General features: G+C 67.3%; 28 protein-coding genes. 17 read left to right on the top strand and 11 right to left on the bottom strand.

The window, feature by feature from the left end:
• The 4 genes from DXK93_RS29620 to DXK93_RS29635 all read right to left on the bottom strand — a co-directional run.
• Positions 1–658, bottom strand: a 658-nt coding sequence (locus DXK93_RS29620; RefSeq protein ID WP_147400299.1) for a phosphonate ABC transporter ATP-binding protein, incomplete at its 3' end; no start/stop codon positions are given.
• Between the two features lie 6 nt (positions 659–664).
• On the bottom strand, positions 665–1,663 hold the full coding sequence (phnD, locus tag DXK93_RS29625) for a phosphate/phosphite/phosphonate ABC transporter substrate-binding protein (RefSeq protein ID WP_054451932.1): 999 nt from the start codon (positions 1,661–1,663) through the stop codon (positions 665–667).
• Between the two features lie 165 nt (positions 1,664–1,828).
• A complete protein-coding gene (locus DXK93_RS29630) occupies positions 1,829–2,647 on the bottom strand; it encodes an IclR family transcriptional regulator (protein ID WP_054451931.1) in 819 nt (272 codons plus the stop codon).
• A gap of 12 nt (positions 2,648–2,659) precedes the next feature.
• Positions 2,660–3,475, bottom strand: a complete 816-nt coding sequence (locus DXK93_RS29635) for an HAD-IIB family hydrolase (protein WP_054451930.1) — start codon at positions 3,473–3,475, stop codon at positions 2,660–2,662.
• Positions 3,476–3,626: 151 nt separating this feature from the next.
• On the opposite strand from DXK93_RS29635, the gene ribBA reads away from it, so the two are divergent.
• From ribBA to DXK93_RS29665, 6 genes are all read left to right on the top strand, one after another.
• Positions 3,627–4,802 carry a bifunctional 3,4-dihydroxy-2-butanone-4-phosphate synthase/GTP cyclohydrolase II gene (ribBA, locus tag DXK93_RS29640; RefSeq protein ID WP_054451929.1) on the top strand — a complete coding sequence of 392 codons (1,176 nt, stop codon included), beginning with the start codon at positions 3,627–3,629 and terminating at the stop codon, positions 4,800–4,802.
• 10 nt (positions 4,803–4,812) lie between these two features.
• A complete protein-coding gene (ribH, locus tag DXK93_RS29645) occupies positions 4,813–5,343 on the top strand; it encodes a 6,7-dimethyl-8-ribityllumazine synthase (RefSeq protein WP_006391339.1) in 531 nt (176 codons plus the stop codon).
• Positions 5,312–5,806, top strand: coding sequence for a transcription antitermination factor NusB (gene nusB / locus DXK93_RS29650; RefSeq protein WP_054451928.1), 495 nt, complete (start codon positions 5,312–5,314; stop codon positions 5,804–5,806). Before ribH ends, nusB begins: the two co-directional genes overlap by 32 nt.
• A 227-nt stretch (positions 5,807–6,033) precedes the next feature.
• Entirely contained in the window at positions 6,034–6,999 is a 966-nt protein-coding gene (thiL, locus tag DXK93_RS29655; RefSeq protein WP_119451993.1) for a thiamine-phosphate kinase, read from the top strand.
• A gap of 56 nt (positions 7,000–7,055) precedes the next feature.
• Positions 7,056–7,562 carry a phosphatidylglycerophosphatase A gene (locus DXK93_RS29660; RefSeq protein WP_054452311.1) on the top strand — a complete coding sequence of 169 codons (507 nt, stop codon included), beginning with the start codon at positions 7,056–7,058 and terminating at the stop codon, positions 7,560–7,562.
• A complete protein-coding gene (locus tag DXK93_RS29665; RefSeq protein WP_054451926.1) occupies positions 7,559–8,125 on the top strand; it encodes a CinA family protein in 567 nt (188 codons plus the stop codon). Before DXK93_RS29660 ends, DXK93_RS29665 begins: the two co-directional genes overlap by 4 nt.
• A 45-nt stretch (positions 8,126–8,170) precedes the next feature.
• Here DXK93_RS29665 and pyrF read toward each other — a convergent pair whose 3' ends face one another.
• From pyrF to DXK93_RS29680, 3 genes are read right to left on the bottom strand one after another with little or no spacing between them, the layout of a single operon-like run.
• The gene (pyrF, locus tag DXK93_RS29670; protein WP_119451994.1) at positions 8,171–8,989 is read right to left on the bottom strand and encodes an orotidine-5'-phosphate decarboxylase; all 819 of its coding nucleotides are present in this window, start codon (positions 8,987–8,989) and stop codon (positions 8,171–8,173) included.
• 6 nt (positions 8,990–8,995) lie between these two features.
• Complete coding sequence (locus DXK93_RS29675; protein ID WP_054451924.1) at positions 8,996–10,315, bottom strand: NAD(P)/FAD-dependent oxidoreductase; 1,320 nt, start codon at positions 10,313–10,315, stop codon at positions 8,996–8,998.
• A gap of 49 nt (positions 10,316–10,364) precedes the next feature.
• Positions 10,365–10,763, bottom strand: coding sequence for a diacylglycerol kinase (locus tag DXK93_RS29680; protein ID WP_054451923.1), 399 nt, complete (start codon positions 10,761–10,763; stop codon positions 10,365–10,367).
• A gap of 182 nt (positions 10,764–10,945) precedes the next feature.
• On the opposite strand from DXK93_RS29680, the gene DXK93_RS29685 reads away from it, so the two are divergent.
• The 11 genes from DXK93_RS29685 to DXK93_RS29735 all read left to right on the top strand — a co-directional run bounded on the left by DXK93_RS29685 (position 10,946) and on the right by DXK93_RS29735 (position 23,092).
• Positions 10,946–11,683, top strand: coding sequence for a FadR/GntR family transcriptional regulator (locus DXK93_RS29685; RefSeq protein ID WP_119451995.1), 738 nt, complete (start codon positions 10,946–10,948; stop codon positions 11,681–11,683).
• 13 nt (positions 11,684–11,696) lie between these two features.
• Positions 11,697–12,767: an L-idonate 5-dehydrogenase gene (locus DXK93_RS29690; RefSeq protein WP_342357251.1), complete on the top strand. Its 1,071-nt coding sequence runs from the start codon at positions 11,697–11,699 to the stop codon at positions 12,765–12,767.
• Between the two features lie 62 nt (positions 12,768–12,829).
• Complete coding sequence (locus DXK93_RS29695) at positions 12,830–13,804, top strand: sialic acid TRAP transporter substrate-binding protein SiaP (RefSeq protein WP_054451920.1); 975 nt, start codon at positions 12,830–12,832, stop codon at positions 13,802–13,804.
• A gap of 63 nt (positions 13,805–13,867) precedes the next feature.
• The gene (locus DXK93_RS29700) at positions 13,868–14,494 is read left to right on the top strand and encodes a TRAP transporter small permease (RefSeq protein WP_119451997.1); all 627 of its coding nucleotides are present in this window, start codon (positions 13,868–13,870) and stop codon (positions 14,492–14,494) included.
• A 44-nt stretch (positions 14,495–14,538) separates the two neighbouring features.
• Positions 14,539–15,945, top strand: coding sequence for a TRAP transporter large permease (locus DXK93_RS29705; RefSeq protein WP_054451919.1), 1,407 nt, complete (start codon positions 14,539–14,541; stop codon positions 15,943–15,945).
• A gap of 13 nt (positions 15,946–15,958) precedes the next feature.
• Positions 15,959–16,705, top strand: coding sequence for an SDR family oxidoreductase (locus DXK93_RS29710; protein WP_054451918.1), 747 nt, complete (start codon positions 15,959–15,961; stop codon positions 16,703–16,705).
• 29 nt (positions 16,706–16,734) lie between these two features.
• Entirely contained in the window at positions 16,735–17,601 is an 867-nt protein-coding gene (locus tag DXK93_RS29715) for a fumarylacetoacetate hydrolase family protein (RefSeq protein ID WP_054451917.1), read from the top strand.
• 26 nt (positions 17,602–17,627) lie between these two features.
• Positions 17,628–19,163, top strand: a complete 1,536-nt coding sequence (locus DXK93_RS29720; RefSeq protein ID WP_119451998.1) for a UxaA family hydrolase — start codon at positions 17,628–17,630, stop codon at positions 19,161–19,163.
• Positions 19,164–19,209: 46 nt separating this feature from the next.
• Entirely contained in the window at positions 19,210–20,421 is a 1,212-nt protein-coding gene (manD, locus tag DXK93_RS29725; RefSeq protein WP_119451999.1) for a D-mannonate dehydratase ManD, read from the top strand.
• A gap of 3 nt (positions 20,422–20,424) precedes the next feature.
• Positions 20,425–21,987, top strand: a complete 1,563-nt coding sequence (locus DXK93_RS29730) for a mannitol dehydrogenase family protein (RefSeq protein ID WP_119452000.1) — start codon at positions 20,425–20,427, stop codon at positions 21,985–21,987.
• A 40-nt stretch (positions 21,988–22,027) separates the two neighbouring features.
• Positions 22,028–23,092 carry an Ldh family oxidoreductase gene (locus DXK93_RS29735; protein ID WP_119452001.1) on the top strand — a complete coding sequence of 355 codons (1,065 nt, stop codon included), beginning with the start codon at positions 22,028–22,030 and terminating at the stop codon, positions 23,090–23,092.
• Between the two features lie 28 nt (positions 23,093–23,120).
• On the opposite strand, the gene DXK93_RS29740 is transcribed toward DXK93_RS29735, so the two are convergent.
• The 4 genes from DXK93_RS29740 to DXK93_RS29755 all read right to left on the bottom strand — a co-directional run bounded on the left by DXK93_RS29740 (position 23,121) and on the right by DXK93_RS29755 (position 26,294).
• Positions 23,121–24,122 carry an amidohydrolase family protein gene (locus DXK93_RS29740; RefSeq protein WP_119452002.1) on the bottom strand — a complete coding sequence of 334 codons (1,002 nt, stop codon included), beginning with the start codon at positions 24,120–24,122 and terminating at the stop codon, positions 23,121–23,123.
• Between the two features lie 68 nt (positions 24,123–24,190).
• Positions 24,191–24,742, bottom strand: coding sequence for a 3-hydroxyanthranilate 3,4-dioxygenase (locus tag DXK93_RS29745; RefSeq protein ID WP_119452003.1), 552 nt, complete (start codon positions 24,740–24,742; stop codon positions 24,191–24,193).
• A gap of 139 nt (positions 24,743–24,881) precedes the next feature.
• Complete coding sequence (locus DXK93_RS29750) at positions 24,882–25,850, bottom strand: LysR substrate-binding domain-containing protein (protein WP_054451910.1); 969 nt, start codon at positions 25,848–25,850, stop codon at positions 24,882–24,884.
• A gap of 6 nt (positions 25,851–25,856) precedes the next feature.
• On the bottom strand, positions 25,857–26,294 hold the full coding sequence (locus tag DXK93_RS29755; protein WP_119452004.1) for a RidA family protein: 438 nt from the start codon (positions 26,292–26,294) through the stop codon (positions 25,857–25,859).
• Positions 26,295–26,303: the final 9 nt, after the last annotated feature.

The following is a 26,303-nucleotide window of genomic DNA, read 5'->3' on the forward strand; positions in this document are numbered from 1 at the left end:
AGATGTGTATAAGAGACAGGACGTCGTGGATGTTGACGATGACGGGAATGCCCGTGGCGCTGCCCTGTTCGGACAGCAGTTCCATGATCTCGACGGAGGTCTTGGGGTCGAGCGAGGACGTGGGCTCGTCGGCCAGCAGCAGCTGCGGGCGCTGCATCAGCGCGCGGGCAATGCCCACGCGCTGGCGCTGGCCACCCGACAGCGCATCGGCGCGCTGGTCGGCGAAACCCGCCAGGCCCACGGTGTCCAGCAGCTTGTAGGCGTGCTGGATGTCCTCGGGCTCGAAGCGGCGCATCCAGGCCTTCACGGCGGAGGTGTAGCCCAACCGTCCGGTCAGGAGGTTTTCCATGACCGTCAGGCGTTCGACCAGGTTGTATTCCTGGAACACCATGCCGATGCGGCGGCGTGCGCGGCGCAGCGACGCGCCGCGCACGCGGGCCAGGTCCACGGACCCGTCCTTCGACTGCAGCACGATCTCGCCCTTGGTGGGTTCGATCAGCCGGTTGATGCAACGCAGTAGCGTGCTTTTACCGGTGCCCGAGGGGCCGATGATGGCTGTAAGCCCCTGTCCCGCGATCTGCAGGTCGATGCCGTTGAGTACCGGCCGGCCGGCCCGGTATTCCTTCACCAGGCCGGAAATGCGTAGCGACGTCGTCATACGGAATTACTTCTTGCTCTTGGCGGATTCGCGGTCGTAGGCAGCGCGGTTGAAACTTTCGCCGCCGGATTCGGCGACCTGGCGCACGATGGCCCAGTCCTTCTCGTAGGTCACCGGGTAGAAGCGGTCGGCGCCGTCGAAGGCCTTGGACATTTCCGCGGGGAAGCGGTAGTCGTAGAAGCACTTGAGCATCTGGTCGCGGAACTTGGGCTCCAGGTCATGCGCGTAGGCGAACGACGAGGTCGGGAATTTCTCGCTCTTGTAGATCACGCGGAAGTCGGCTTCCTTGACCTGGCCGCGCTCGACCATGCGCTTGAACACGTCCGAGGCCACGGCAGCGGCGTCGTAGTCGCCGGAGTTCACGCCCATGACGGACTGGTCGTGCTTGCCGGAGAAGATGACCTTGTAGTCCTTGTCGGGAGTCAGGCCTTCCTTGGGGAACAGCGCGACAGGCGCCATGTGGCCCGAGTTCGACGAGGGGGCAGTGTGCGCGAGCTTCTTGCCCTTCAGGTCGGTCAGCTTCTGGTAGGGGCTGTCCTTCTTGACGATGACGATCAGGTTGTAGCCCTGGAAGCCGTCGGCATAGCCCTTGACCGCGAACGGCACGGCGCCCGCGATGTTCACGGCGAAGGCGGTGGGGCCGGTCGAGAAGCCGCCCACGTGCAGGCGGCCCGAGCGCATGGCCTCGATTTCCGCGGCATTGCTCTGCACCTGATAGAACACCACGCGCTTGCCCGTGCATTCGGACAGGTGCTTGGTGAAGGGCTTGAAGATGTCTTCGTAGACCGCCGGGTCTTCCACCGGGGTGTAGGTGAACACCAGGGTGGACGGGGTCTTCAGCTTGGCCGGATCGGTGGGCGTGTCGGCCACCAGGTCCTTGTTGGCGTCGCAGTACATCTGGTCCAGGTCGCCGCGGTTGGTGCAGGCGTCGGCGGCTTGCGCGGCGGACGTGCCCAGGGCGAAGGCGGCCAGCGTGGCCGCTTGAAGCAGGCGCAGAGCTTGCATCTTGTGTCTCCTCTTTCTTTGTTTGTGTGACGTGTCACTTAATTCAACCTGAATTCAAACATGGAAGAGGAGGGGACGCACTCGGGAAAGTCCCTGTGTTTCTTTTCGGCTTTTGTTCGCTTTGTTCGATTTATGTTCGTTTTTGCGCGAAATTCGCCGTTTGGCTCAGCTCCGGTAACCGAGCTTGCGCGAGATTTCCTGCGCGCAGGCCAGCAGCGGCCGGGCGATGGCGCCGTCCCAGGCCACATCGAACAGTCCCGTGGGGCCCAGGCTGGTCAGGGCCAGGGCGATATTGCCGGTGTTGTCGAAGACCGGCACCGACAGCGCGTCCACGCCTGGCAGCGGGTTGCCCAGGGCGCGCGCCATGCCGTGCACGCGGATGTCGGCCAGTTGCGCCTCGATGTTGGCGCGGGACGCCTTGCGCGGCGGCGGCATGCTGGCGATGACGGCCGTGTCGCCTTCCTCGCGCGCGATGTAGTGCTCGCTGACCTTGGGCGGCAGCCAGGCCGCGAACACCAGGCCAGTGGCCGTGTGCAGCATGGACATCACCGTGCCCTTGCGCATGTTCACGTGGACCGGGTAGCTGGCTTCGGTCATGTGGATCATGGTGGGGCCGTGCGAACCGAGCACGGCAATGCCCAGCGTGTGGCCGATTTCCGATTGCAGCTTGGCGATTTCCGGCATGGCGACGCGCACGGGGTCCAGGCGCTGCAGGCTGACCAGGCCCATCTGCAGAGCGAAGGGGCCCAGTTCGTACTGGCCGGTGATGGCGTCCTGCTGCACCAGGCCGACGCGGATGAAGCTGACCAGGTAGGGGTGCGCCTTGGCCGAGGTCATGCCGGCGCCCGCGGCCAGGTCGCGCAGGGTCAGGGGCTTGCCGGCGTCGACCAGGGCGGCCAGCAGCGGCACGCCCACCTCGATCGACTGGATGCTGCGGCGGCCGTCGTTGGCGGCCGGAGAGGAAGCGGAAGGGGATGTCGCCACGGTATGCGGACCTCAGGCCGGCTGTGCTTGGGGGGACCGCGCGGCCAGCAGCCGGTCGGCCATTTCCACGAAGCCCGCGCCGCCATGGTAGGCGGCGACGAAGGCGGGGCGGTGCGTCAGGCGGTGCAGCTGGGCCTGGATGTTGGCCACGCCGACCGAAATCGGGAAGTAGGCGAACATGGGTTCGTCGTTGGGCGAGTCGCCGATGAACAGGGTGCTGTCCAGGGCGCCGGCCACGTCCGCGCCGAACTCGCGCTGGAACATGGTGCGCGTCATGGTGAGTTTGTCGTAGTCGCCGAACCAGCCGTTGACGTGGATGGAACTGACCTTGGCCTGGGCGCCGGCTTCCTCGAAGATCTGGACAATCCGGGTGATCGCTGTATCGGGCAGGGCGGGCACGTCCTCGCAGAAATCGATGGCCAGGTCGGCCACGCGGTAGTCCTGGTCGCTGGCCACGGCGGCGCCGGGCACTTCGGCCAGGACGCGGTCGCGGATGGCGTCCAGCTTCCGGCGGCTGGCCTGGCGCGAGGCGGCGTCGGTCCAGTAGTGGGTGGTCATGCGGCGGGCCTGGCGGTCATAGGCGTAATAGAAGGCGCCGTTTTCGCCGACCACGGCGCGCACCGGCCACATGCGGGCGATGTGGTCGCACCAGCCGGCGGGGCGGCCGGTAATGGGCACGACCTGGATGCCGGCCTGTTCCAGGCGCTCCAGCGCCGCATAGGCGTCCGCCGGCAGGCGGCCCTCGGTGGTCAGCGTGTCGTCGATGTCGGTCAGCACGACGCGGACGGCCGCCGCGACGGTCAAAGGCATGGCCGCAAGGGCTTGCATGTGGGGTTTCCTTGGCTCGGTTTTTTAGGGGTGGTCTCCGGGCGAAAGTTTACCGGACACCCCCGGCCGGCGGGGCTGGCAGGGCCGGATAGGGGTTCCGCCTCCAGGGGCGGTAAAATCCGGGCTTTCCCGCCTGGTTTACGTGCCCGCCATGTCCGTCCAGTTGTCCCCTTTGCCCGGCTCCGAGCCGGAATCCTTCGGCATCGCCTCTGTTGCCGAAATCATCGCCGAGCTGCGCGCCGGCCGCATCGTCATCCTGGTTGACGAAGAAGACCGTGAAAACGAGGGCGACCTGGTCATGGCCGCCGAATTCGTCACGCCCGAAGCCATCAACTTCATGGTGACGCACGGCCGCGGCCTGGTGTGCCTGACCTTGACCGAAGAGCGCTGCCGCCAACTGGACCTGCCCCTGATGGCGGCCCGCAACGGCACGCGCTACGGCACCAACTTCACCCAGTCGATCGAGGCCGCCGAAGGCGTCGAGACCGGCATTTCGGCCGCCGACCGCGCCCGCACCATCCAGGTGGCGGTGGCGCGCGACGCCAAGCCCGCGGACCTGGTCCAGCCCGGCCACATCTTCCCGGTGCGCGCCGTGCCCGGTGGCGTGCTGGTCCGTGCCGGCCACACCGAGGCGGGCTGCGACCTGACCGCCATGGCCGGCCTGACGCCCGCCGCCGTGATCTGTGAAATCCTCAAGCCGGACGGCACCATGGCCCGCCTGCCGGACCTGGTGCAGTTCGCCCGCGAACACGGCCTGAAGATCGGCACCATCGCCGACCTGATCCAGTACCGTAGCGAACACGAATCCATCGTCAAGCGCGTGGGCAAGCGCACCATGCAGACCGCCTGGGGCGAATTCGAGGCCGTGGCCTATGAAGACGCCGCCACCGGCTCCGCCCATTTGGCGCTGGTGCATGGTAACGTGACTCCCGACGCCGAGACGCTGGTGCGCGTGCACGAGCCGGCCTCCGTGCTGGACGTGCTGGACACCGGCGCCAGCCCGCACAGCTGGGGCGTGGCGCAGGCCTTGCAGGCCATCGCGGCCTCGCCCGCCGGCGTGCTGGTGCTGATGAACTGCCAGTCGTCCACGGAACACCTGTTTGGCCAGATCGCCGGTTGGAACGACTCCAAGGCCCAGGCCAACCCCGGCAACGCCGACCGCTACGGCCTGCGTACCTACGGGATTGGCGCCCAGATTCTGCGTGACCTGAACGTGGGCCAGATGAAGCTGCTGGCCCGGCCGCGCAAGATGCCCAGCATGGCGGGCTTCTCGCTCACCATTACGGGTTACGATTGCGACCCTCCGAATACTCCCGCAACACACTGAAGGCCGACCTATGAACCCTTACATCCTTACCCCCGACCTGAACGGCGAAGGGCTGCACATCGGCATCGTACGCGCCCGCTTCAATGAAGAAATCGGCCAGGCCGAACTCGAAGCGTGCCTGAAGGAACTGGCCGAACTGGGCGTGGACGAGCGCGACGTGATGGTCGCCACCGTTCCCGGCGCCCTGGAACTGGGCGTGGCCCTGTCCCATATGGCCGAAACGTTTGAATTCGACGCCCTGATCGCGCTGGGCGCGGTCATCCGCGGCGAGACCTATCACTTTGAAGTGGTCAGCAATGAAATGGCCACTGCAATCACCCGTATTTCCCTGGAAACCGGCATCCCCGTCGCCAACGGCGTGCTGACCGTCGACACCGACGAGCAGGCGCAGGCGCGCGCGGCCGGCAAGGGCCGCGATTGCGCCCAGGTGGCCGTTGAAATGGCCAACCTGGTGGCGGCCCTGGAACCCGAGGAAGAAGACGAAGACGACGAAGACGAGGACGAAGATTTTGACGACGAAGAAGACGACGACCAGCGCTGATAGCGCGGCGCAGGCCCGCGCCAACGCGCGCAGCGCGCGCCGCCGCGCACGCGAATTCGCCCTGCAGGGCGTGTACGCGTGGCTGCTGCGCGGCGGCGAAGGCACGCAGGACGCCGGCGAGATCGACGCCCATCTGCGCGACACCGAGGATTTTTCCGAGGCCGACGCGCAGTGGTTCAAGACCTTGCTGCATGGCGTGCTGCGCGAAGCGCCCGCGCTGCGTGAGCGTTTCACGCCCTACGTCGACCGTCCGCTGGCCGAACTGTCGCCTGTCGAGCATGGCATCCTGCTGATCGGCAGCTTCGAACTGATTCATCACGTCGAAGTGCCGTACAAGGTCGCCATCAATGAAGCCGTCGAACTGGCCAAGTCGTTCGGCGGCACCGACGGCTTCAAGTTCGTCAACGGCGTGCTCGACAAGCTGGCGGCCGACGTCCGCGCCCACGAAGTCAACAAGAGGTAGCTTCCTCTCCCCCCCGAAGCGCTGCGCGCTTCCCCCCCAGGGGGGCGCCGCTGCGGACCGGCAGAGCCGGATCCGCGCGGCCCGGATTTGGGGGGCACCTGTTTCTTGCCGCGTGAGGAGTGGGTTGGGGTTTCTTCCTGGTTGTGCGGGGTGCCGCATGATTTGTGGGGGCGGCAAGCCCCCGTAGGTTTCAATGCCGGCCTGCCGTGCCGGACTGCGGAGTTGCCTTGGCGTCCGAATTTGATCTGATCGCGCGCTATTTCACCCGCGCGGCCCCTGCCGGCCTGCTGGGCGTGGGCGATGATTGCGCCCTGTTCCCGGTCCCGCCCGGCGAACAGGTGGCCACCAGCACGGACCTGCTGCTGGAAGGCCGCCATTTCTTTCCCGATGTGGATCCGCAAGCGCTGGGGCATAAGGCCCTGGCGGTGAACCTTTCCGACCTTGCTGCAATGGGCGCACGCCCCATCGGCTGCGTGCTGGGCCTGGCCTTGCCGCGGCTGGACGAGCCCTGGCTTGCGGCTTTTGCCGCAGGCTTCCATGCGCTGGCTGCGGCTCACGGTTGCCCGCTGATCGGCGGCGATACGACGCGCAGCGCGCATGACCTTGCCATCAGCGTCACTGTGTTCGGCGCCGTGCCGGCCGGGCAGGCCTTGCGCCGCGATGGCGCCCGGGCTGGCGACGACATTTGGGTGTCCGGCGAGCTGGGGGCGGCCGACGTGGCCTACCGCCTGCTGGACGGGCAATACCCCTCTGACGCGGCGCTGCTGGCGGCGACGCGCGGCGCGCTGGAATGGCCTGAGCCTCAGGTCGCGCTGGGCCTGGCCTTGCGCGGCATCGCCCATGCCGCCATCGACATTTCCGACGGACTGCTGCAGGACCTGGGTCATATCCTGGCTGCCAGCAGCGTGGGTGCCATGTTGCATTACGCCGCGATGCCTGTGTCGCCCGCCCTGGCTGGCTTGCAAGAAGCGCCGCTGCGCCGCGCGGTGCTGGGCGGCGGCGACGTCTACCAGCTATGCTTCACCGCGCCCGCCTCCCGGCGCGAGGCCGTGCTTGCGGCGGCGGCTGCGGCCGGCGCGCGCGTGACCCGCGTGGGGCAGATCCAGGCGCAGCCGGGCCTGTCCGTGCTGGACGGCCAGGGCCAGCCTCTCGCCGAGCTGCCGGCCGGTTTCGATCACTTTCCCGCGGCCTGATCCGCCGCGTCCCAACCCGCATACCCATGCCGTCGACCGACAACCGTCCCACCTCCATGCGCGACCGAGCCCGGACCGCATACCCGCCGCTGTCCTGGGTCTGCCGCGATCCGGGCCGGCTCATCGCCTTTGGCTTTGGCAGCGGCCTGATCCGGCCGGCCTCCGGTACCTGGGGCACGCTGCTGGCCTGGGCGATCTGGGTCGCCGCCGCGCCCGCAGCCTCGGATTGGGCGATCGGTGCATTCCTGGCGCTGGCTTTTTTGTATGGCTGCTGGGCCTGCCATCGCGTCGGGCGTGAACTCCAGCAGTCGGATCATGTCGGAATGGTCTGGGACGAGATGGTGGCGTTCTGGCTGGTGCTCTGGCTGACGCCCGCGGGCTGGTTGCCGCAGGCGCTGGCGTTCGTGCTGTTCCGCACGTTCGACATCGTCAAGCCGCCTCCCATCAAGTTCTTTGACGCCCATATCAAAGGCGGTTTCGGCGTGATGTGGGACGATATCGTGGCGGCCGGATACGCCCTGCTGGTCATGGCGCTGGTCGTGCGCACAGGAGTCTTGGGATGAGCGGACAACAAGAAAGCACCCGGCCCAATCTGTCGGCCGAACAACTGGCGCAAGCCACTTCGCTGGCGCTGGTTGAACGGCTGGGCGAAACGCTGCGGCGCAAGGGCTGGATGCTGGGCACGGCCGAATCCTGCACCGGAGGCCTCCTGGCCGGCGCGATGACGGCGGTGGCCGGTTCCAGCGACTGGTTCGAGCGCGGCTTCGTGACCTACAGCAACGAGGCCAAGGTTGCTGAACTGGACGTATCGCCCGACGCCTTGCACCACTTCGGCGCCGTCAGTGAACCGGTGGCGCTGGAGATGGCCAACGGCGTGCTGCTGGCGTCTCCCGCCGCGCATGTGGCGGTGTCCACGACCGGCATCGCCGGGCCGGGCGGCGCGACGCCGGGCAAGCCGGTGGGCATGGTGTGCTTCGGCTTTGCGCAGCGTTCGGGCGAAGGCATCAGCAGTCGCGCCGTCACGCACGTGTTCCCCGGCGACCGTGCGCAGGTGCGCCAGGCGGCGGTGGACTACGCGCTGCGCGGGTTGCTGGAATTGTTGGGCGCGCCGGTCAACCGGCGCTGAGAAACGGATTGCGCGGCAGGGGGCTGCCGGCCCCCATGCCCCGGATCAGCGCACTGCGTTGATCGCGTCGCGCAGGCCCTTGGCCGCCGTGCCGGCGGCCTCGCGCCAGTCGTCGCCGCCGCTGGCGTAGATGATGGCGCGGGACGAGTTGATCATCATGCCGCTGCGGGCCGCGTTGGCGCCGGCGTTCACGGTGGCGGTGATGTCGCCGCCCTGGGCGCCGATACCTGGCACCAGCAGGGGCACCGCGTCGCCGATGCGTGCGCGCACCGCGGCCAGCTCATTCGGGAAGGTCGCGCCCACCACCAGGCCGCACTGGCCATTGGCGTTCCACTTGTCGGCGACCAGGCCCGCGACGTGCAGGTACAGCGGCTCGCCATTGTCCATCTTCAGGAATTGCAGGTCCGAACCGCCGGGGTTGGAGGTGCGGCACAGCACGATCACGCCGCGGTCGCGCCACGCAAGATAGGGCTCGACCGAGTCCAGGCCCATGTAGGGGCTGACCGTCAGCGCGTGCGCCTGGTAGCGTTCGTAGGCTTCGCGGGCGTAGTTCTCGGCGGTGGAGCCGATGTCGCCGCGCTTGGCGTCCAGCACGATGGGCAGGTCAGGGTGTTTTTCGCGGATGTGCTGGCACAGCGCTTCCAGCTGGTCTTCGGCGCGATGGGCGGCGAAGTAGGCGATCTGCGGCTTGAAGCTGCAGGCATAGGGCGCGGTGGCGTCCACGATGTCGCGGCAGAACTGGAAGATGGCTTCGGGCTTGTCCTGCAGTTCGCGGGGGAAGCGCTGCGGGTCGGGATCCAGTCCGACTTGCAGGAGCGAGTTGCTGGTGGTCCAGGCGTGTTCGAGTTTTTGCAGGAAATTCATGGGAGTTCAGTGCAGTTTGACCCGCGGGCGCGTGCGCCGCATGAGCAGGCGGGCCAGGGCAAGGGAGGCGGTACGCGAGATGCCGAGCACCGCTTTGTGGTGCATCAGGTGCAGGCTCATGTACATCAGGCGTGCCAGTGTACCGCTTACGAACAGTCCCCGTCCGGCCAGCTTGCCCATCAGGCTGCCGACGCCGGCGTCCTGGCCCAGCGACACCAGCGAGCCGTGGTCCTCGTAGACATAGGGCGTGGTGGGCTCGGGCGTATGGCGCAGGCGCGCGGTGAGTTTCTTGGCCAGATAGTCGGCCTGCTGGTGCGCGGCTTGCGCGCGGGCCGGCACGCTGCGGCCGTCGCGCCACGGCGCGGCGCAGCAGTCGCCCAGCGCCAGGATGTGCGGATCGGCGGTTTCCAGCCGTTCGTTCACCTCCACCTGGCCCACCCTGTTCAGCGGCAGGTCCAGGCCGGCCAGCAGGGCCGGGCCCTGGATGCCTGCCGCCCACATGCAGAGCTGGGCCGGGAACTCGCGGCCGTCGGCCGTCTTGACGCTGTCGGCGGTGACTTCCGAGACCCGGCAGGACGCTTCCACCCGGATGCCCAGTTCCGTCAGGCGGTTGGTGGCCGCGACCGAGATCTTCTCGGGTAGGGCCGACAGGATGCGCGGGGCGCCTTCCACCAGGGTGATGGCCAGATCGCGTTCGGCGCGGAAATTCGGCAGGCCGTAGGCGCTGACCACGTGGCTGGCCTCGACCAGCTCCACGGCCAGCTCGACGCCGGTGGCCCCGCCGCCCACGATCACCAGATCCAGGCGGGCCGAGGGATTGCGCACCTTGGCCTGATCCACCAGGGCCATGGCCTTGAGCATGGTCAGGCGGAACTGCTCCGCGTTTTCGGTGGAATCCAGCGTGACCGCATGTTCGGCCGCGCCGGGTGTATTGAAGAAGTTGGACGTGCTGCCCAGAGCCAGGACCAGCGTGTCGTAGGCGAGCTCGCGGCGTGGCAGGACTTCCTGGCCTTGCGCGTCGTTCACCGCGTCCACGGTGATGCGGCGCTGCTCGCGGTCGATGTGTTCCAGGCGGCCCTGCGCGAACGAAAACCCGTTCATGTGGGCCAGCATCAGGTAGGACAGGCCTTCCTGGTGGATGTCCAGTGTGCCGGCGGCCGCTTCGTGCAGCGAGGGCTTCCAGATATGGAAGGGGCGGCTGTCGACCAGCGTGATGTGCTGCCGGCCATGCACGCGGCCCAGCTTGGCCGCCAATTCCAGGCCGCCGGCGCCGCCGCCGACGATGACAATGCGCTCAGAGGAGTCGGGCGTCGATCTAGGCATCATGGCCTCCAGTATAAATAGCGGCGCATCTCCCGGGAGATGACTAGCGGTGTCAATGCATGACGAAACGGCTGATGGCCACGCCTACCCAGACTGTCCCGGCGAAGATCAGCAGCAGCATCACGGCGGCGCTGCCCAGGTCCTTGGCCCGCCCCAGGAGCGGGTGCGATTCGACGGAAAGCGCGTCGGCCAGCGCCTCGATGGCGGAATTCAGCAGCTCCGCCGCCAGCACCATGATGACCGTGCCCACCAGGAAAAACACTTCAACCGTCGTGCGGCCGAGGAAGAACGCGGCCGGGATCATCAGGACGGCCAGCGCCAGCTCCTGGCGGAACGCCGCCTCGTATTTGATCGCGGCCTGCAGACCCTGCAGGGAGTAGCGCAGCGCATTCAGGATGCGGCGCAGGCCCCCGGTGCTTTTGTAGGGCGAATGATGCGGATTCTGTGACATGGGTGCGGAAAATGGGCTGGGTGTGGCGGCTTTTTAACAGATATGCATTGCCCGCGAAGCCATCGCACGCATCTTTGGGCAAACCCTAATTGTGACGTATCCGGCGCGGGCGCAAGATTTGGTCAATTGGTAAGGCCACTTTACCTTTTGGCCTGAATTTTCGACTGACGCCACCGTAGTCCATGCCCATTCAGACCATCGAACCCCGCCGCCTGTATCGCCAGATCGCCGACCAGCTGCGCCTGCTGATCGAGTCGGGCGAGTTCCCCGCCGGCGCGCGTCTGCCGCCCGAGCGCGATCTGGCGCTCAAGCTCGGCGTGTCCCGCCCTTCGGTGCGCGAGGCGCTGATCGCGCTGGAGGTCGAAGGCTGGGTGGAAGTCCGCATGGGTTCGGGCGTCTATGTGCAAAGCCTGGCCGGCGGGCCGCGCGCCAGCCTGACGGCAGAGAGCCCGCTGGAAACCATACGCGCCCGCCAGGTGATCGAAGGCGAGCTGGCCGCGCAGGCCGCGTTGCGCAATACGCCCGCGCTGGTGGATGGCCTGGCCGAAGCCGTCGGCACCATGGAAGACGAGGCGCTGGCCGGCAACGTGCCGATCCGCGGAGACCGGCTGTTCCATCTGCGCGTGGCCGAGATGGCGAACAACGCCGTGCTGGTGCGCGTGGTGAGCGAACTGTTCGACGAGCGCCACAATCCGCTGTCCGTGAAGCTGGGCGACTACTTCGAGAATCCTTCCAGCTGGGCGGCCGCCATCGCCGAGCACCGCAAGGTGATCGACGCCATCCGCGCCGGCGACGACCGCGGCGCGCGCGCCGCCATGCACCACCATCTGGCCTGCTCGCACGACCGTCTTACCGCAAGCTGGCCCGGCGCGGACGCGTCCGGTCAGCTCTTGGATAGCCGGGAGCAGACGGAATCATGAGCATCGCACGCAGATGCCCGATGTTCGGAACGCCAAGGAGCAAGTCGCCATGACGCTGGCCTGTCGCATCCACGGGGCGCGCGACTTGCGCCTGGAACCGGACGAAGTCGCGCCGCTGGCGCCGCACGAGGTGGAGCTGAGGCTGGGCGCCGCGGGCATCTGCGGATCCGACCTGCACTATTTCCTGCATGGCCGCGTGGGGGCCTTCGTCATCCGCGAACCCCTCATCCCCGGTCATGAGGCGTCGGGCGTCGTGCTGCGCACGGGCGATGCCGTGCGGTCGGTGGCGCCGGGCATGAAGGTCGCCATCAATCCTTCCCATCCTTGCGGCGGCTGCGATTACTGCCGCGCCGGCCGCGACAATCTTTGCCGCAACATGCGCTTTCTCGGCAGCGCCAGCATCTATCCGCACGTGCAAGGCATGTTCCGCGAGCGCTTCGTCATGGGCGAACGCCAACTCACGCCGGTGCCGGAAGCAGACGTTACGCTGGGCGAGATCGCCTGTGCCGAGCCGCTGTCCATCGGCCTGCATGGCGTCAACCGGGCGGGTCCCATGATGGGCAAGCGCGTGCTGGTGACGGGCGGCGGCACCATAGGTTGCATGACCGTGCTCGCCGCCAGGCTGGCGGGCGCGGCCCACGTGACCGTGGCGGACGTGGCCGACCGGCCGCTGGACATGGCGCGCCAGGTCGGCGCCGACCTGGCCGTGCGCAGCGACCAGCTCGCGCCCGCCGATCTGACCGATATCGCCGACATCAGCATCGAGGCCGCCGGCAGCCCTGCGGCGCTGGCGACCTGCCTCACGGCGACGCGGCGCGGCGGCCGCATCGTGCAAGTGGGAACGTTGCCCGCCGAGGGCATCGCGTTTCCGGCCAACAACATCATGGCGCGGGAGCTCGACTACGTCGGCGCGTTCCGCGCGGGCGTGGAGTTCGATTGGGCCGTGTCCTACCTGCGTACGCGCAAGGTGGACGTGCGGCCCCTGATGAGCGCGCAGTTGCCGTTGTCGCAGGCGTTCGAGGCCTTCGAGCTGGCGGCGGATCGCAGTCGCAGTACCAAGGTGCAACTTGTAGTTGAAGCGTGACCCCGCTGGCGGCTCACCATGGGCCGCCACGCCGGGCATTCAAAAAACAACGAGGAGACGACATGAACCTAGGCAACGCCGTCAAGGCGCTGGTTGCCGCCCTGGCGCTCGCCGCCAGCGGCAGCGTAGTGGCGCAAACCAAGCTCAAGTGGGCCCACGTGTACGAAACATCCGAACCCTTCCATACCGCCTCCGTCTGGGCGGCGCAGGAAATCGGCAAGCGCACCAACGGCCGTTACCAGATCGACGTATACCCGGCCTCGCAGCTGGGCAAGGAAAACGACATCAACCAGGGCCTGACCCTCGGTACGGTGGACATGATCATCTCCGGCTCCAGCTTCGCGGCCAAGAGCTTTCCCCGTATCGGCGTCACCTACTACCCCTACATCTTCCGCAATCCAGAGCACCTGATCGCCTACACCAAGAGCGATATCTACAAGGAACTCACGCGCGGCTACGACGAGAAAAGCGGCAACCACATCGTCGCCACCACCTACTACGGCACGCGCCAGACCACGTCCAACCGACCATTCACCAAGTGTTCCGAAATGAAGGGCCTGAAGATCCGCGTGCCTGACGTGGCCGCCTATCTGGCCATGCCGCGCGCCTGCGGGGCCAACACCGCGCCGATCGCCTTCGCCGAGGTCTACCTGGCTTTGCAGAACGGCACCGTTGAGGCGCAGGAGAACCCGCTCACCACCATCGAGGCCAAGAAGTTCTACGAAGTGCAGAAGAACATCATCCTCACCGGCCATATCGTCGATCACCTGAACACGGTGATCTCGGGCAAGCTGTGGAAGAGCCTGTCCGACGAAGACAAGAAGATCTTTGCCGAAGTGGCGCAGCAGGCGGCCGAGAAGGCTTCCGCCGAGGTCGCCGAAAGCGAGAAGAAGATGGTCGAGGTGTTTCGCAAGCGCGGCCTGAACGTGGCGGAGGTGAACGTCCAGGACTTCCGCGACACCGTGCTGGAGAAAGTGCCGTTCAAGCAGTACGGCTACGAAAAATCGGATTGGGAACGGATCCAGGCCGTGAAGTAAGCGCGCCCGGGGCCGCCCCGCGGCCCCGCATCGACCCGTCCGACTCCGCACAAGGGGAACGCCATGCATTCCGATGCCAAGGCCGCCGTGATGGCGGCCGCCAGCAACAACCCTGTCCATCCCGCGGGGCACCAGCCGCCCGCCACGGCGCAGGAGATCGTCCAGAGTTTCGAGGAAGCCGATCATCACGAGGTCAGCCTGGCGGGCTACCAGCCCGAGGACTGGATCTGCCTGGGTATTTTCTGGACCATGGCGCTGCTGGTCTTCCTGCAGTTCTTTTCGCGCTATGTGCTTAACGACTCCTACGCCTGGACCGAGGAACTGGCCGTCTATTGCCTGATCGGCGTGGTGTTCATCGGCTCGGCCATGTGCGTGCGCGCCTGCCGCCACATCCAGGTGGATTTCCTGTACCGCTACCTGCCGCGCCCCGTCGGCCGCACGCTGGCCACCATCATCGACCTGCTGCGCACGGCGTTCTTCGGTTATGCGGTGTGGCTCACTTACCGCTACATCGCGCTGGTGGGCGACGAGCCCATGACCACGCTGTTCTGGAACAAGGCCTATGTCTACTGGATGGCGTTGGCGGGATTCGTCCTGATGTTCCTGCGCTCGGTGCAGGTGTCGATCTGCAATTGGCGCCAGGGCTACTCCATCCTGGAAAACCCCGCGGCCTACGAGTCGCAGGACTAGCCGGGGCGGCCCCGGAATCCGACAACGACAACCGGAAGCGAGACATGGGCATACTGATCGGAACCTTTCTGCTGTTGATGATCTTCGGCCTGCCGGTGGCGGTGGCCATGGCAGGCGCATCGCTGCTGTTCGTGCTGATTTCGGGCAGCGTGCCCGACGTGGTGGTGGCGCAGCGCATGATCGCAGGGGTGGAGTCCTTCCCCCTGCTGGCCGTGCCGTTCTTCATCCTGGCCGGCAACCTGATGAACATCGCGGGCATCACCGGCCGCATCTATAACTTCGCGGTTGCGCTGGTGGGCTGGATGCGCGGCGGACTGGGGCAGGTGAACATCATCGGTTCGGTGGTGTTCGCCGGCATGTCGGGTACGGCCATTGCCGACGCCGCGGGCCTGGGCACCATCGAAATCAAGGCCATGAAGGATCACGGCTACGAAACCGAGTTCGCGGTGGGGGTGACGGCCGCCTCGGCCACGCTGGGTCCCATCATTCCGCCGTCGCTGCCCTTCGTCATCTACGGCATGATGGCCAACGTGTCGATCGGCTCGCTGTTCCTGGCCGGCCTGATTCCCGGCGCAGTCCTGACCGTGCTGATGATGCTGACCGTGGCCTATTACGCGCGCCGCAACAACTGGGGCGGCGACGTGTCCTTCGACTGGAAGCGCCTGGGCGCCGCCGGGCTGGAAGTCGGCATCGTGCTGGCGTTCCCGCTGGCGATCTGGCTCATGACCGAGGCCGGCATGTCGGCGAACCTGGCCGCAGGCATCGCCTTTGCCGTGTTGCTGGCGCTGGACTGGCGCTACAACTTTTCGGCGGTGATGGCGCTGATGGCGCCCGTCATCCTGATCGGCGGCATGACGCTGGGCTGGTTCACGCCCACGGAGGCCGCGGTGGCCGCGGTGATATGGGCGTTGTTCCTGGGACTGGTGCGCTATCGCTCCATGACCTTGCGGACCTTGGCCAAGGCGACTTTCGACACCATCGAGACCACGGCGTCGGTGCTGTTCATCGTCACAGCAGCCTCGGTGTTCGCCTGGTTGCTGACCACCACCCAGGCGGCCCAGGCGCTGACCGACGGCATACTCAGCGTGACCCAGAACAAATGGGTGTTCCTGCTGATGGCCAACGTCCTGATCCTGATCGTGGGCTGCTTCATCGACACTATCGCCGCCATCACCATCCTGGTGCCTATCCTGCTGCCCATCGTGCTCAAGCTCGGCATCGACCCGATCCATTTCGGCCTGATCATGACGCTGAACCTGATGATCGGCCTGCTGCATCCGCCCATGGGCATGGTGCTGTTCGTGCTGGCGCGCGTGTCCAAGCTGTCGGTGGAACGGACCACGGTCGCGATCCTGCCGTGGCTGGTGCCGCTGTTCCTGGCGTTGATCGCCATTACCTATATCCCCCAGATCACTCTCTGGCTGCCCGGCGTCATGGGCATGGCCAAGTAAAAAGGAAGACGTCATGACAGGAAGGCTGCAAGGCAAGACCGCCATCGTCACCGCTGCCGGTCAAGGCATAGGCCGCGCCGTGGCCGAGGCCTACGTCCGCGAAGGCGCCGACGTGCTGGCGCTGGACATCAACGGCGGGGCGCTGGAGACGCTGGCGGGATGCCGGCGCCGCACGCTGGACGTGACCGACGCAGCCGCCATCGGCGCGCTGGTCGCCGAGGCGGGGCCGGTGGACGCGCTGTTCAACGGCGCCGGTTTCGTGCATGCCGGAACCATCCTGGACTGCGATGAAAAAGCCTGGGACTTCTCGTTCGAACTGAATGTGAAATCCATGTACCGCATGATCCGCGCCTGCCTGCCCGGCATGCTGGCGCGGGGCGGCGGCTCCATCGTCAACATGGCCTCGGTGGCGTCCAGCATCAAGGGCGCGCCCAACCGCTGCGTCTACGGCGCCACCAAGGCGGCGGTGATCGGGCTGACCAAGTCCGTGGCCGCGGACTACGTGGGGCAGGGCATACGCTGCAACGCCATCTGCCCGGGCACGGTGGAATCGCCTTCGCTGCGCCAGCGCATCGAGGCGCAGGCCAGCGCCGGCGGGCAGACGCTGGCCGCGGTGGAGGCCGCCTTCGTCGCCCGCCAGCCCATGGGCCGCATCGGCAGCGCCGAGGAAATCGCCCTGCTGGCGGTGTACCTTGCCAGCGACGAGTCCGCCTTCACCACCGGCACCGCCCAGGTCATCGACGGCGGCTGGTCGAACTGAACATTTACTACACACATGAGGAACATGCGATGAAACTGTTGCGCTATGGTGCGAAAGGCGCGGAGAAGCCCGGAATGCTGGACGCCCGCGGGCAGGTGCGGGACCTGTCGGCGGTCCTGCCGGACATAGGCGCCGCCACGCTCACGCGCGCCGGCCTTGCGCCGCTGCGCGCGCTGGACCCGGCCAGCCTGCCGCTGGTGGATCGCCCGGGCCGCCTGGCTCCACCCTGGAGCGGCATGGGCAAGTTCATCTGCATCGGTCTGAACTACGCCGACCACGCAGCGGAGTCGGGCCTGCCGGTGCCGGCCGAGCCTGTGGTCTTCATGAAGCCCACCTCGGCCGTGGTCGGCTGCAACGATCCTGTGGTGCTGCCGCAGGACTCCGTCAAGACCGACTGGGAAGTCGAGCTGGGCGTGGTGATCGGCGAGCGGGCCCGCTACGTCAGCGAGGCGGACGCCATGAAGCACGTGGCCGGTTATTGCGTGGTCAACGACGTGTCCGAGCGTGAATACCAGATCGAGCGCGGCGGTACCTGGGACAAGGGCAAGGGCTGCGATACCTTCGGCCCGGTCGGCCCGTGGCTGGTCACCGCCGACGAGATCGCCGACCCGCAGGCGCTGGACATGTGGCTGGACGTCAATGGCAAGCGCTATCAGAACGGCAGCACCCGCACCATGGTGTTCGGCGTGGCGCAACTGGTGTCCTACGTCAGCCGCTTCATGACCCTGTACCCGGGAGACCTGATCAGCACCGGCACGCCGCCGGGCGTGGGCATGGGCCAGAAGCCGGCGCCCGTGTACCTGAAGGCCGGCGACGAGATGCGGCTGGGCATTGCCGGCCTGGGCGAACAGCAGCAGCGCGTCCACGCCTGGGATCCTGCGCTGATCGACGGTTAGCGGCGCGAGAACGCCAGGAGGCATTCATGTCTGAAACCGATACCGCCGTCATACGCATCCACCCGGCGGACAATGTGGTGATCGCCAGGCGCCAGCTGGCCGGCGGCACGCGCCTGGCTGGCGAAGACGTCGTCGTGCGCGGCCTGGTGCCGCCAGGCCACAAGGTGGCAACGCGCGCCATCGCCGCGGGCGAGCCGGTGCGCCGCTACAACCAGATCATCGGTGTCGCGCGCTGCGACATCGCGCCCGGCGCGCATGTCCACACGCACAACCTGGAGTTCTCCGACTTCGAGCGCGATTACGCCGTGGGCGTCGACGCGCGCGCCACCGATTACGTCGACGCGCCCGCGCAGTTCGACGGCATCGTGCGCGCCGACGGCCGCGTCGCCACGCGCAACTACATCGGCATCCTCACCAGCGTGAACTGTTCGGCCACCGCCGCGCGCGCGATCGCCGACCATTTCCGTCGCGATATCCATCCGGACGCGCTGGCGGCCTATCCCAACGTGGACGGAGTGGTGGCGCTGACGCATGGCGCCGGCTGCGCCACGGGCAGCGAGGGCGAACCGCTGCGCCTCTTGCGCCGCACGCTGGGCGGCTACGCCCGCCATCCCAATTTCGCGGGCCTGCTGGTGCTGGGCCTGGGCTGCGAAACCAACCAGATCGGCGGCCTGATGGAGCAGGAGGGGCTGCGCGAGAGCGGCTTGCTGCATACCTTCAACATCCAGGAGACCGGCGGCACGCGCAAGACCGTGGAGCATGGCATTGAACTGGTGCGCGCCATGCTGGCCCAGGCCGACCGCGTCCAGCGCCAGCCCGTGCCTGCAAGCATGTTGACCGTGGGCCTGCAATGCGGCGGGTCCGACGGCTATTCGGGCATCAGCGCCAACCCGGCGCTGGGCGCCGCGGTGGACCTGCTGGTACGCCATGGCGGCAGCGCCATCCTGTCGGAGACGCCGGAGATCTATGGCGGCGAGCACCTGCTGACCCGGCGCGCCGCCACGCCCGAAGTCGCGGCCAAGCTGCTGGCCCGGCTGCGCTGGTGGGAGGACTACTGCGCCCGCAACGATGCGGAAATGGACAACAACCCCTCGGCCGGCAACAAGGCGGGCGGGCTGACCACCATCCTGGAGAAATCCCTGGGCGCCATCGCCAAGAGCGGCACGACCCGCCTGGCCGACGTGTACGAATACGCCGAAACGGTGAGGGCGCGCGGGCTGGTGTTCATGGATACGCCGGGCTACGACCCGGTGTCCGCCACCGGCCAGGTCGCGGGCGGCGCCAACCTGATCTGCTTCACCACCGGCCGCGGCTCGGCCTACGGCTGTGCGCCCGCGCCGTCCTTGAAGCTGTCGACCAACACGGCGCTGTGGCAACGGCAGTCCGACGACATCGACATCAATTGCGGCGAAGTGGTTGACGGCGCGCAAAGCGTGGCCGGCATGGGCGAGCGCATATTCCGTCTGATGCTGGAAACAGCCTCGGGCCGACGCACGCGCAGCGAGGAACATGGCTACGGCCAGAACGAGTTCGTGCCTTGGCAGTTGGGCGCGGTGATGTAGGCGCCCGGCGTCGGCCAGGGGTTTCCAGCATTCCACAGGACCATCCATGAAGATTACCCAAGCGCGCGTCATCGTCTGCAGCCCCGGCCGCAATTTCGTTACCTTGAAGATCGAAACCGATGAAGGCCTGTACGGCATCGGCGATGCCACGCTGAATGGCCGCGAGCTGGCCGTGGCGGCCTACCTCACCGAGCACGTGATTCCCTGCCTGATCGGCCGCGATCCGCAGCAGATCGAAGACATCTGGCAGTACCTGTACCGTGGCGCATATTGGCGGCGCGGTCCGGTCACCATGTCCGCGATCGCCGCCGTGGACACGGCCTTGTGGGATATCAAGGCCAAGGCCGCAGGCATGCCGCTGTACCAGTTGCTGGGCGGCAAGAGCCGCTCGGGCGTCATGGTCTACGGCCACGCCAATGGCCGCGACATCGACGAAACCGTGGACGAGGTGCTGCGCTACCGCGAAATGGGCTACCTGGCCATCCGTGCGCAAAGCGGGGTGCCGGGCCTGAATTCGGTCTACGGGGTGGGGCGCGGCCGCATGTTCTACGAACCTGCCGACGGCTCCCTGCCGTCCGAGCACGATTGGTCCACGGAGAAATACCTGGACCACGCGCCGCGCCTGTTCCAGCGGGTGCGCGACGCCGTAGGCTGGGACCCCCATCTGCTGCACGATGTGCATCACCGGCTCACGCCCATCGAGGCCGGCCGCCTGGGCAAGTCGCTGGAGCCCTACCGCCTGTTCTGGATGGAGGACGCCACGCCCGCGGAAAACCAGGAAGCCTTCCGGCTGATCCGCCAGCACACGGTCACGCCGCTGGCCGTGGGCGAAGTTTTCAACACTATCTGGGACTGCAAGGACCTGATCGAAAACCAGCTGATCGACTACATCCGCGCCACGGTGGTGCATGCGGGCGGCATCACGCATCTGCGCCGCATTGCCGACCTGGCCGCGCTCTATCAGGTGCGGACCGGCTGCCATGGCGCCACCGACCTGTCGCCAGCCTGCATGGGAGCCGCTCTGCATTTCGACCTGTGGGTGCCGAATTTCGGCATCCAGGAGTACATGCGGCACACGGACGAAACGGACGCAGTGTTTCCCCATGCTTACAGCTTCAATCAGGGCATGCTATACCCTGGCGACGCGCCGGGCCATGGTGTCGACATCGACGAAAAGCTCGCCGCCAGATATCCCTACCAACGCGCCTACCTGCCGGTCAACCGGCAGGCGCATGATGGCGCACTATGGCACTGGTAATCCATGCTCGAACGTTTGAATTCGGAGTCCCTGGCGCATCTGCCCGAGGACGTGGAATCTCCCGCCTATGACCGCAGCCGGGTCACGCCCGGCATCGTGCATCTGGGCATAGGCGCTTTCCACCGCGCCCACCAGGCGGTGGTGACGGACTTGGCCATGGCCGCCAGCGGGGACCTGAGTTGGGGCATCGTGGGCGTTTCGCTGCGCAGCCCCGCCACGCGCGACGCGCTGACGCCGCAAGACGGCCTGTACGCCCTGGCGCTGCGCGACGCCGGCCCGGATGGGCAGTTGCGGGAACAGTTGCGGGTGGTCGGGTCGGTGTTGCGGGTCGTGGTGGCCGAGGAAGATCCCCAGGCGGTGCTGGAGCGCATCGCGTCCGCCCAGACGCGCATCGTCAGCCTGACCGTCACCGAGAAGGGCTACAGCCACGAACCGTCCACCGGCCACCTGCGCTGGGATGACCCGGACATCGTGCACGACCTTGCGCATCCGGTCAGGCCGCGCAGCACCATCGGCATCCTGGTGTACGGCCTGGCGCTGCGGCGCGAACGCAGCTTGCCCCCCGTCACGCTGCTGTCCTGCGACAACCTGCACGCCAACGGTGACACGCTGCGCAGCCTGGTGCTGGCCTTCGCCTTGCGGGTCGACGTGGGCCTGACCGCATGGATAGACAACAACTGCACTTTTCCGAATTCCATGGTGGACCGCATCGTGCCGGGCACGCAGGACGAAGACCGCGCGCGCGTGGCAAAGCGCCTGGGATTCGAGGACGCCTGGCCGGTGGTGGGTGAACCCTTCCTCAACTGGGTCATCGAGGACAAGTTCGCGGCCGGCAGGCCTGCCTGGGACGCGGCCGGCGCGAACTTCGTGCGCAACGCGGCGCCATACGAACGCCTGAAGCTGCGCATGGTCAACGCGCCGCATTCCGCGTTCGCGTACCTGGGCTCGATGCTGGGTCTGCGCACCAATAGCGAAGCCGCCGCGACGCCGGCGCTGCGCCGCTATGTCGACGACATGATGCGGCTGGAGCTTGCGCCCACGCTGCGCGGCGTTCCGGGATCAGGGCTGGATGAGTATCGCCAGCGCTTCCTGGCGCGCGTGTCCAATCCGGCGCTGCCTCACCTCACCCGGCAGGTCGCGATGGATGGTTCGCAGAAGGTGCCGCAGCGCCTGCTGGCCGCCATCCGCGACCGCAAGCAACGGGGCGACGATTTCAGCCGGCTGGCCATGTCCGTAGCCGCCTGGCTGCATTACCTGCGCGGATACGACGAGCTGGGCAACACTTATGCCATCCAGGATCCGCTGGCCAGCGCGCTTGCCAAACTGCTGGCGCGCGCCGAGGTGGCCGCAACGGCTTCGGCCCCTTCCCAGGCAGCGCATCGGCGAGCCACTGTGATGGCGGGATTCCGGCCTGTGTTCGGCGATCTGGGCAGCAAGCCCGCTTTTGTCGAGGCGCTGGCCCTGCAGCTGGAACGCCTGCGCACGCTGGGCGTGCTGGGCGCGCTGGAGGCCCTGGAGCAGGACGCGGCGAGGGAAGACTCGGCGCAGCCCGTGCCGGCCGCTTGACCGCTGGCGGCGCGCCGCCAGCATCCATAAGGAGCGCAGCATGGCAAGGTCGGAAGGCGTGGGCGCGGCGCATTGGCAGGAATGGGGCGAAGCGTGCTTGCGGGTCCTGGATTTCAATGAAGACGACGGCCACTGCCTGGCGTCCAGCCTGGCGCAGACCAGCCTGTGGGGCATTGACTCGCATGGCATCGCGCGGCTGCCGCACTACCTGAACCGGGTCGTCCATGGCTCCATCCTGGCGCGGCCACAAATCCGTATCGAGCAGAGCGGGGCGGCTTGTGCGCAGGTGCATGGCGGCAGGGGCCATGGCATCGTGGTGGCGCACCGGGCCAACGAGACGGCCATGGCGCTGGCGCGCGAGGCGGGCGTGGGCGCCGTCGGCGTCAGCGACTCTTCGCATTGCGGAGCCATCGGCCTGTACACGCGCGCGGCCGCTCGGCAAGGGCTGATCGGCATGGCCTACACGCATTCCGATTCCATTGCCGCGCCGTTCGGCGGCCGGCAACCGTATTTCGGCACCAACCCCATTTCCTGCGCTTTCCCCAGACAGGATGGCGAGCCGCTGTGCCTGGACATGGCGACGACCTCAATCCCATGGAATCGCGTCATGAACGCGCGCCGCGACGGCGCAGAACTGCCCGGAGGCGTGGCGCTGGACGCCGAGGGACGTAGCGTGACCGACGCGCGGCGTGTCCGCGCCTTGACGCCCTTGGGCGGCGACTACGGCCACAAGGGCTACGGCCTGGCGATGATGGTCGAACTCTTGTGCGGGCCGCTCAACGGCAATCCCCATGGACCGCACATCGGTCCCATGTACGAGCAGCTGGATCGTCCACGCGAACTCGGGGCGTTCTTCATCGTCATCGATCCCGCCCGGTTCGCGGGCGGCGCGACGTTGGCCGCCGTGGTGGCGGGCATGGCGGCCGAACTGGTGGCGCAGCCCGGTTCGCCATGCATGCCGGGCGATCCCGAACTGGCCTCGCAGGCGCAGCGCCAGGCCGCGGGGATTCCGGTGCCGCCGGCCTTGAAGGCCGAAATGGCCGAATGGAGCGCCAGGTTGGGGCTTGCGCTGCCGCCGTTCACACCGCTGGACGGCCAGGCCTGAGCGCAGCCGTCCCGCTACGCAGGAAGCGTCAGCGGACCAGGCCGAAGAACTCCATCGTGTTGCGGCTCAGAATCTTCTGCTGCACGTCCGGCAGCAGGCCAGCGTGGGTCACCAGCTTGCCCACTTCCTGTTCGCCCAGGGGATAGGGGTAGTCGGAACCCAGCAGCACCCGGTCTTCGCCCATTACGTCGATCAGCAGGCGCAGCGCGCGCGGGTCGAACACCGCGCTGTCGGTGTAGAAGCGGTCGGTGTACGAAGAGGGCAGCTGCGGACAGTCCTGGCGGATGATGTCGCGATGGCGCCAGGCATTGTCCACGCGGCCCAGCAGGAAGGCGAAGCTGCCGCCGCCGTGCGCGAAACAGAGCTTCAGGCTGCGCGGGATGCGCTCGAACGCGCCGGACAGGATCAGCGACAGGATGCCCAGCTGGGTTTCAGCGGGCATGGAGACCAGCCACGGCAACATCCATTTCTTCATGCGGCCGTCGGTCATCATGTCCCAGGGATGCACCAGCACCGGGATGTGATCGTTGGCGCAGTGGATCAGGAACTGCACCAGGGTCTCGTCGTCCAGGTCGCGCGGGCCGACGTGGTTGCCGATCTGCACACCCAGGTGGCCGGCGGCGCGGGCGCGCGACGCTTCCTTGCAGGCCAGCTCCAGATCCTGCAGCGGCACCTGCGCCAGCGCCTTCAGGCGCGCTGGCGCATGGGCGCAGTGTTCCAGCGCCAGGTCGTTCATGCGCGCCGCCCAGTCGGCGGCGGCCCGGGCCGGATAGGAGTAGCCGAACATGATGGGCGTCGCGCAGAGGATCTGCAGGTCTACGCCGTTGCGGTCCATCTGTTCCAGGCGCAGGGCCGGGGCCCACAAGGTGGCGTCCACCGGGCGGAACGGGCGGTCACCCGCCATGATCTGGCCGCTCGAACCGTCGCCGTCCAGCCGCAGCCAGGGCGCGTTGACGGGGTCCAGCGCCGCCGCTTCCTGCCGGGTGATCGGCGGGAAGAAGTGCGCGTGCATGTCGATTTTCTGGGTCATGTGCAAAGGAAAAGAAGTCGGTCGGGCGCGTGGCGGTGTGGCGCAAGATTGGGCAAAAGGAAACGCCCCTAGGCCGGGGCCGCCTGCGCGGAGGGCGCATGCCCCTTGCCCGGATGGATCTCGCCGCAGCTGGGACAGGTGCGTTTCTCGGTGCTGGAATAAAAGGCCTGGAACAGCGGCGGCAGGTCGGTCACGATGCTCTTGAGCTGTACCTCCACGCGGTGCACCAGGCTGCGGCATTGCGGGCAATACCATTCGAAGCCGTCCAGCAGGCCTTCAGGGCGCTGGCGTTCGATGACCAGGCAGGCGCTGTCGGTCTCGGGTCGTTGCGGCGAATGCCGCACGTGCGGCGGCAGAAGGAAAATATCGCCTTCCTTCAGATCCACGCGCTCGGGCTTGCCGTCCACCCACAGCGACAGCCAGGCGTTGCCGCGCAATTGGTAGAAGAACTCTTCCAGCGGGTCGTCGTGGTAGTCGGTGCGGTGGTTCGGGCCGCCGACCACGGTGACGATGAAGTCGGCGTCCTGCCAGATCTGCTGGTTGCCGACCGGTGGCTTGAGCAGGTGCGCGTGGTCGTCTATCCAGCGCTGGAAGTTCAACGGCGGGCCATAGGCAGGCATGCGGATCTCCGGAAGTCTGGGGGCGGACCGGGGCTGCCCCATAGCCCGCAGTCTAGGCGGGACCTTGCGGGCCTGCACAATAGAAATTACGCCGCCGGGTATGCGGCTTGTCTATGGCGGGATAACCCTGACCTGTCTGTCAACCGACGGCTTCAGCGCGCTGCGCCGCGATCTGCTTCAGATGGTCCACCAGGCGCTGGCAGGCCGGCGTCAGCGGGCGGTCCGCGCGCACCGAGTAGCCCACGTCGCCGAATGCGCCGAAGGCGTCGGTGGGCAGGCGCGCGAGCATGCCCGTGGCCAGGAATGGCGCTGCTGCGTCGTAAGGCAGCAGCGCCAGCGCGTCGCTGTGCATGAGCACGCCGATATTGGTCAGGAGCGATAGAGATTCGACATGCCGGGCCGGCAGGCGCAGGCCGGCGTCCAGGAAGCTGCGCTCGATCGAAGCGCGCAGCGGCGAGCTGGCGGCGGGCAGGATCCAGATGTGATCGGTCAGCGCGGCCAGCGGTGCGGACGGCGCGCCGGCCAGGGGATGGGCGGCGCGCGCCACCAGGCACAGCTCCTCGCGGTACAGCTTGTGATGGTCCACCGCCACGCCGGAGATCGATGCCATGTCGGCGCCGGGCAGGCGGCCCACCACGATGTCCAGGTCGCCCGTGGCCAGCGCCGGCAGCAACTGGGAGGTCGGCCCTTCGCGCACGCTGACCTGGATGCCGGGGTGCGCGGTCATCAGGCGCGCAATCGCCTCGGGCAGCAGCTTGGCCGACGCAGCGATGAGCGTACCCACCACCACATGGCCGCTGGCCCCGCCCAGCACCGCGTCGATGTCGTCGGCCATGTAGCGGATCTCGGCCATCATGGCCTGGACCCGGCGGCCCAGCACCACGGCCAGCTCCGTCGGCGTCACGCCGCGGTTGGAACGGTCGAACAACGACGCGCCGAAGAAGGACTCCAGTTCGTGGATGGCCTTGGTGACGGTGGGCTGGGTCAGATGCAGCTCGCTGGCGGCGCGCGACAGCGAACGGCATGCCAGCACGCGCTCGAACACCTGCAATTGGTGCAGCTTCAGCTTGCGGCTGAGCGCGTTGGGCGTGATGCGGAAGTCCGACATGCGCCGCTAGCGCACTTGCGGCTTGTAGGCGACCGCCTTGATCTCGATCAGCAGCTGCGGGTGCGGCAGCTGATGCACGGCGACGGTGGTACGGGCCGGACCGTCGGAGTCGAAGTACTCGCCGTACACCTGGTTGTAGCCGCCGAAATCATTCATGTTGACGAGGAAGGTGCTGATCTCGACCACGTCGGCCAGCGTCGCATCGGCCGTGGCCAGGATGTCGCGAATGTTCTCGATGACGGCGCGCGTCTGCACCCGGATGTCCAGCGTGGCGGTGCCCATGGCGTCGACCTCGGCGCCCGCGATGCGGTTGTCGGGCAAGCGGGAGCTGGTGCCGGAGACATACAGGAAATCGCCGGCGCGCTTGATGTGCGGATACTTGCCGCGGGGCGTGGCCTTGCCGGCGACGACGGTGGCGCTGACGCCGGGCTGGGGTTGGTTCATCGCGTCTTC

The sequence above is a fragment of the Achromobacter sp. K91 genome, from assembly GCF_003576205.1.
Taxonomy (GTDB): domain Bacteria; phylum Pseudomonadota; class Gammaproteobacteria; order Burkholderiales; family Burkholderiaceae_B; genus Achromobacter; species Achromobacter aegrifaciens.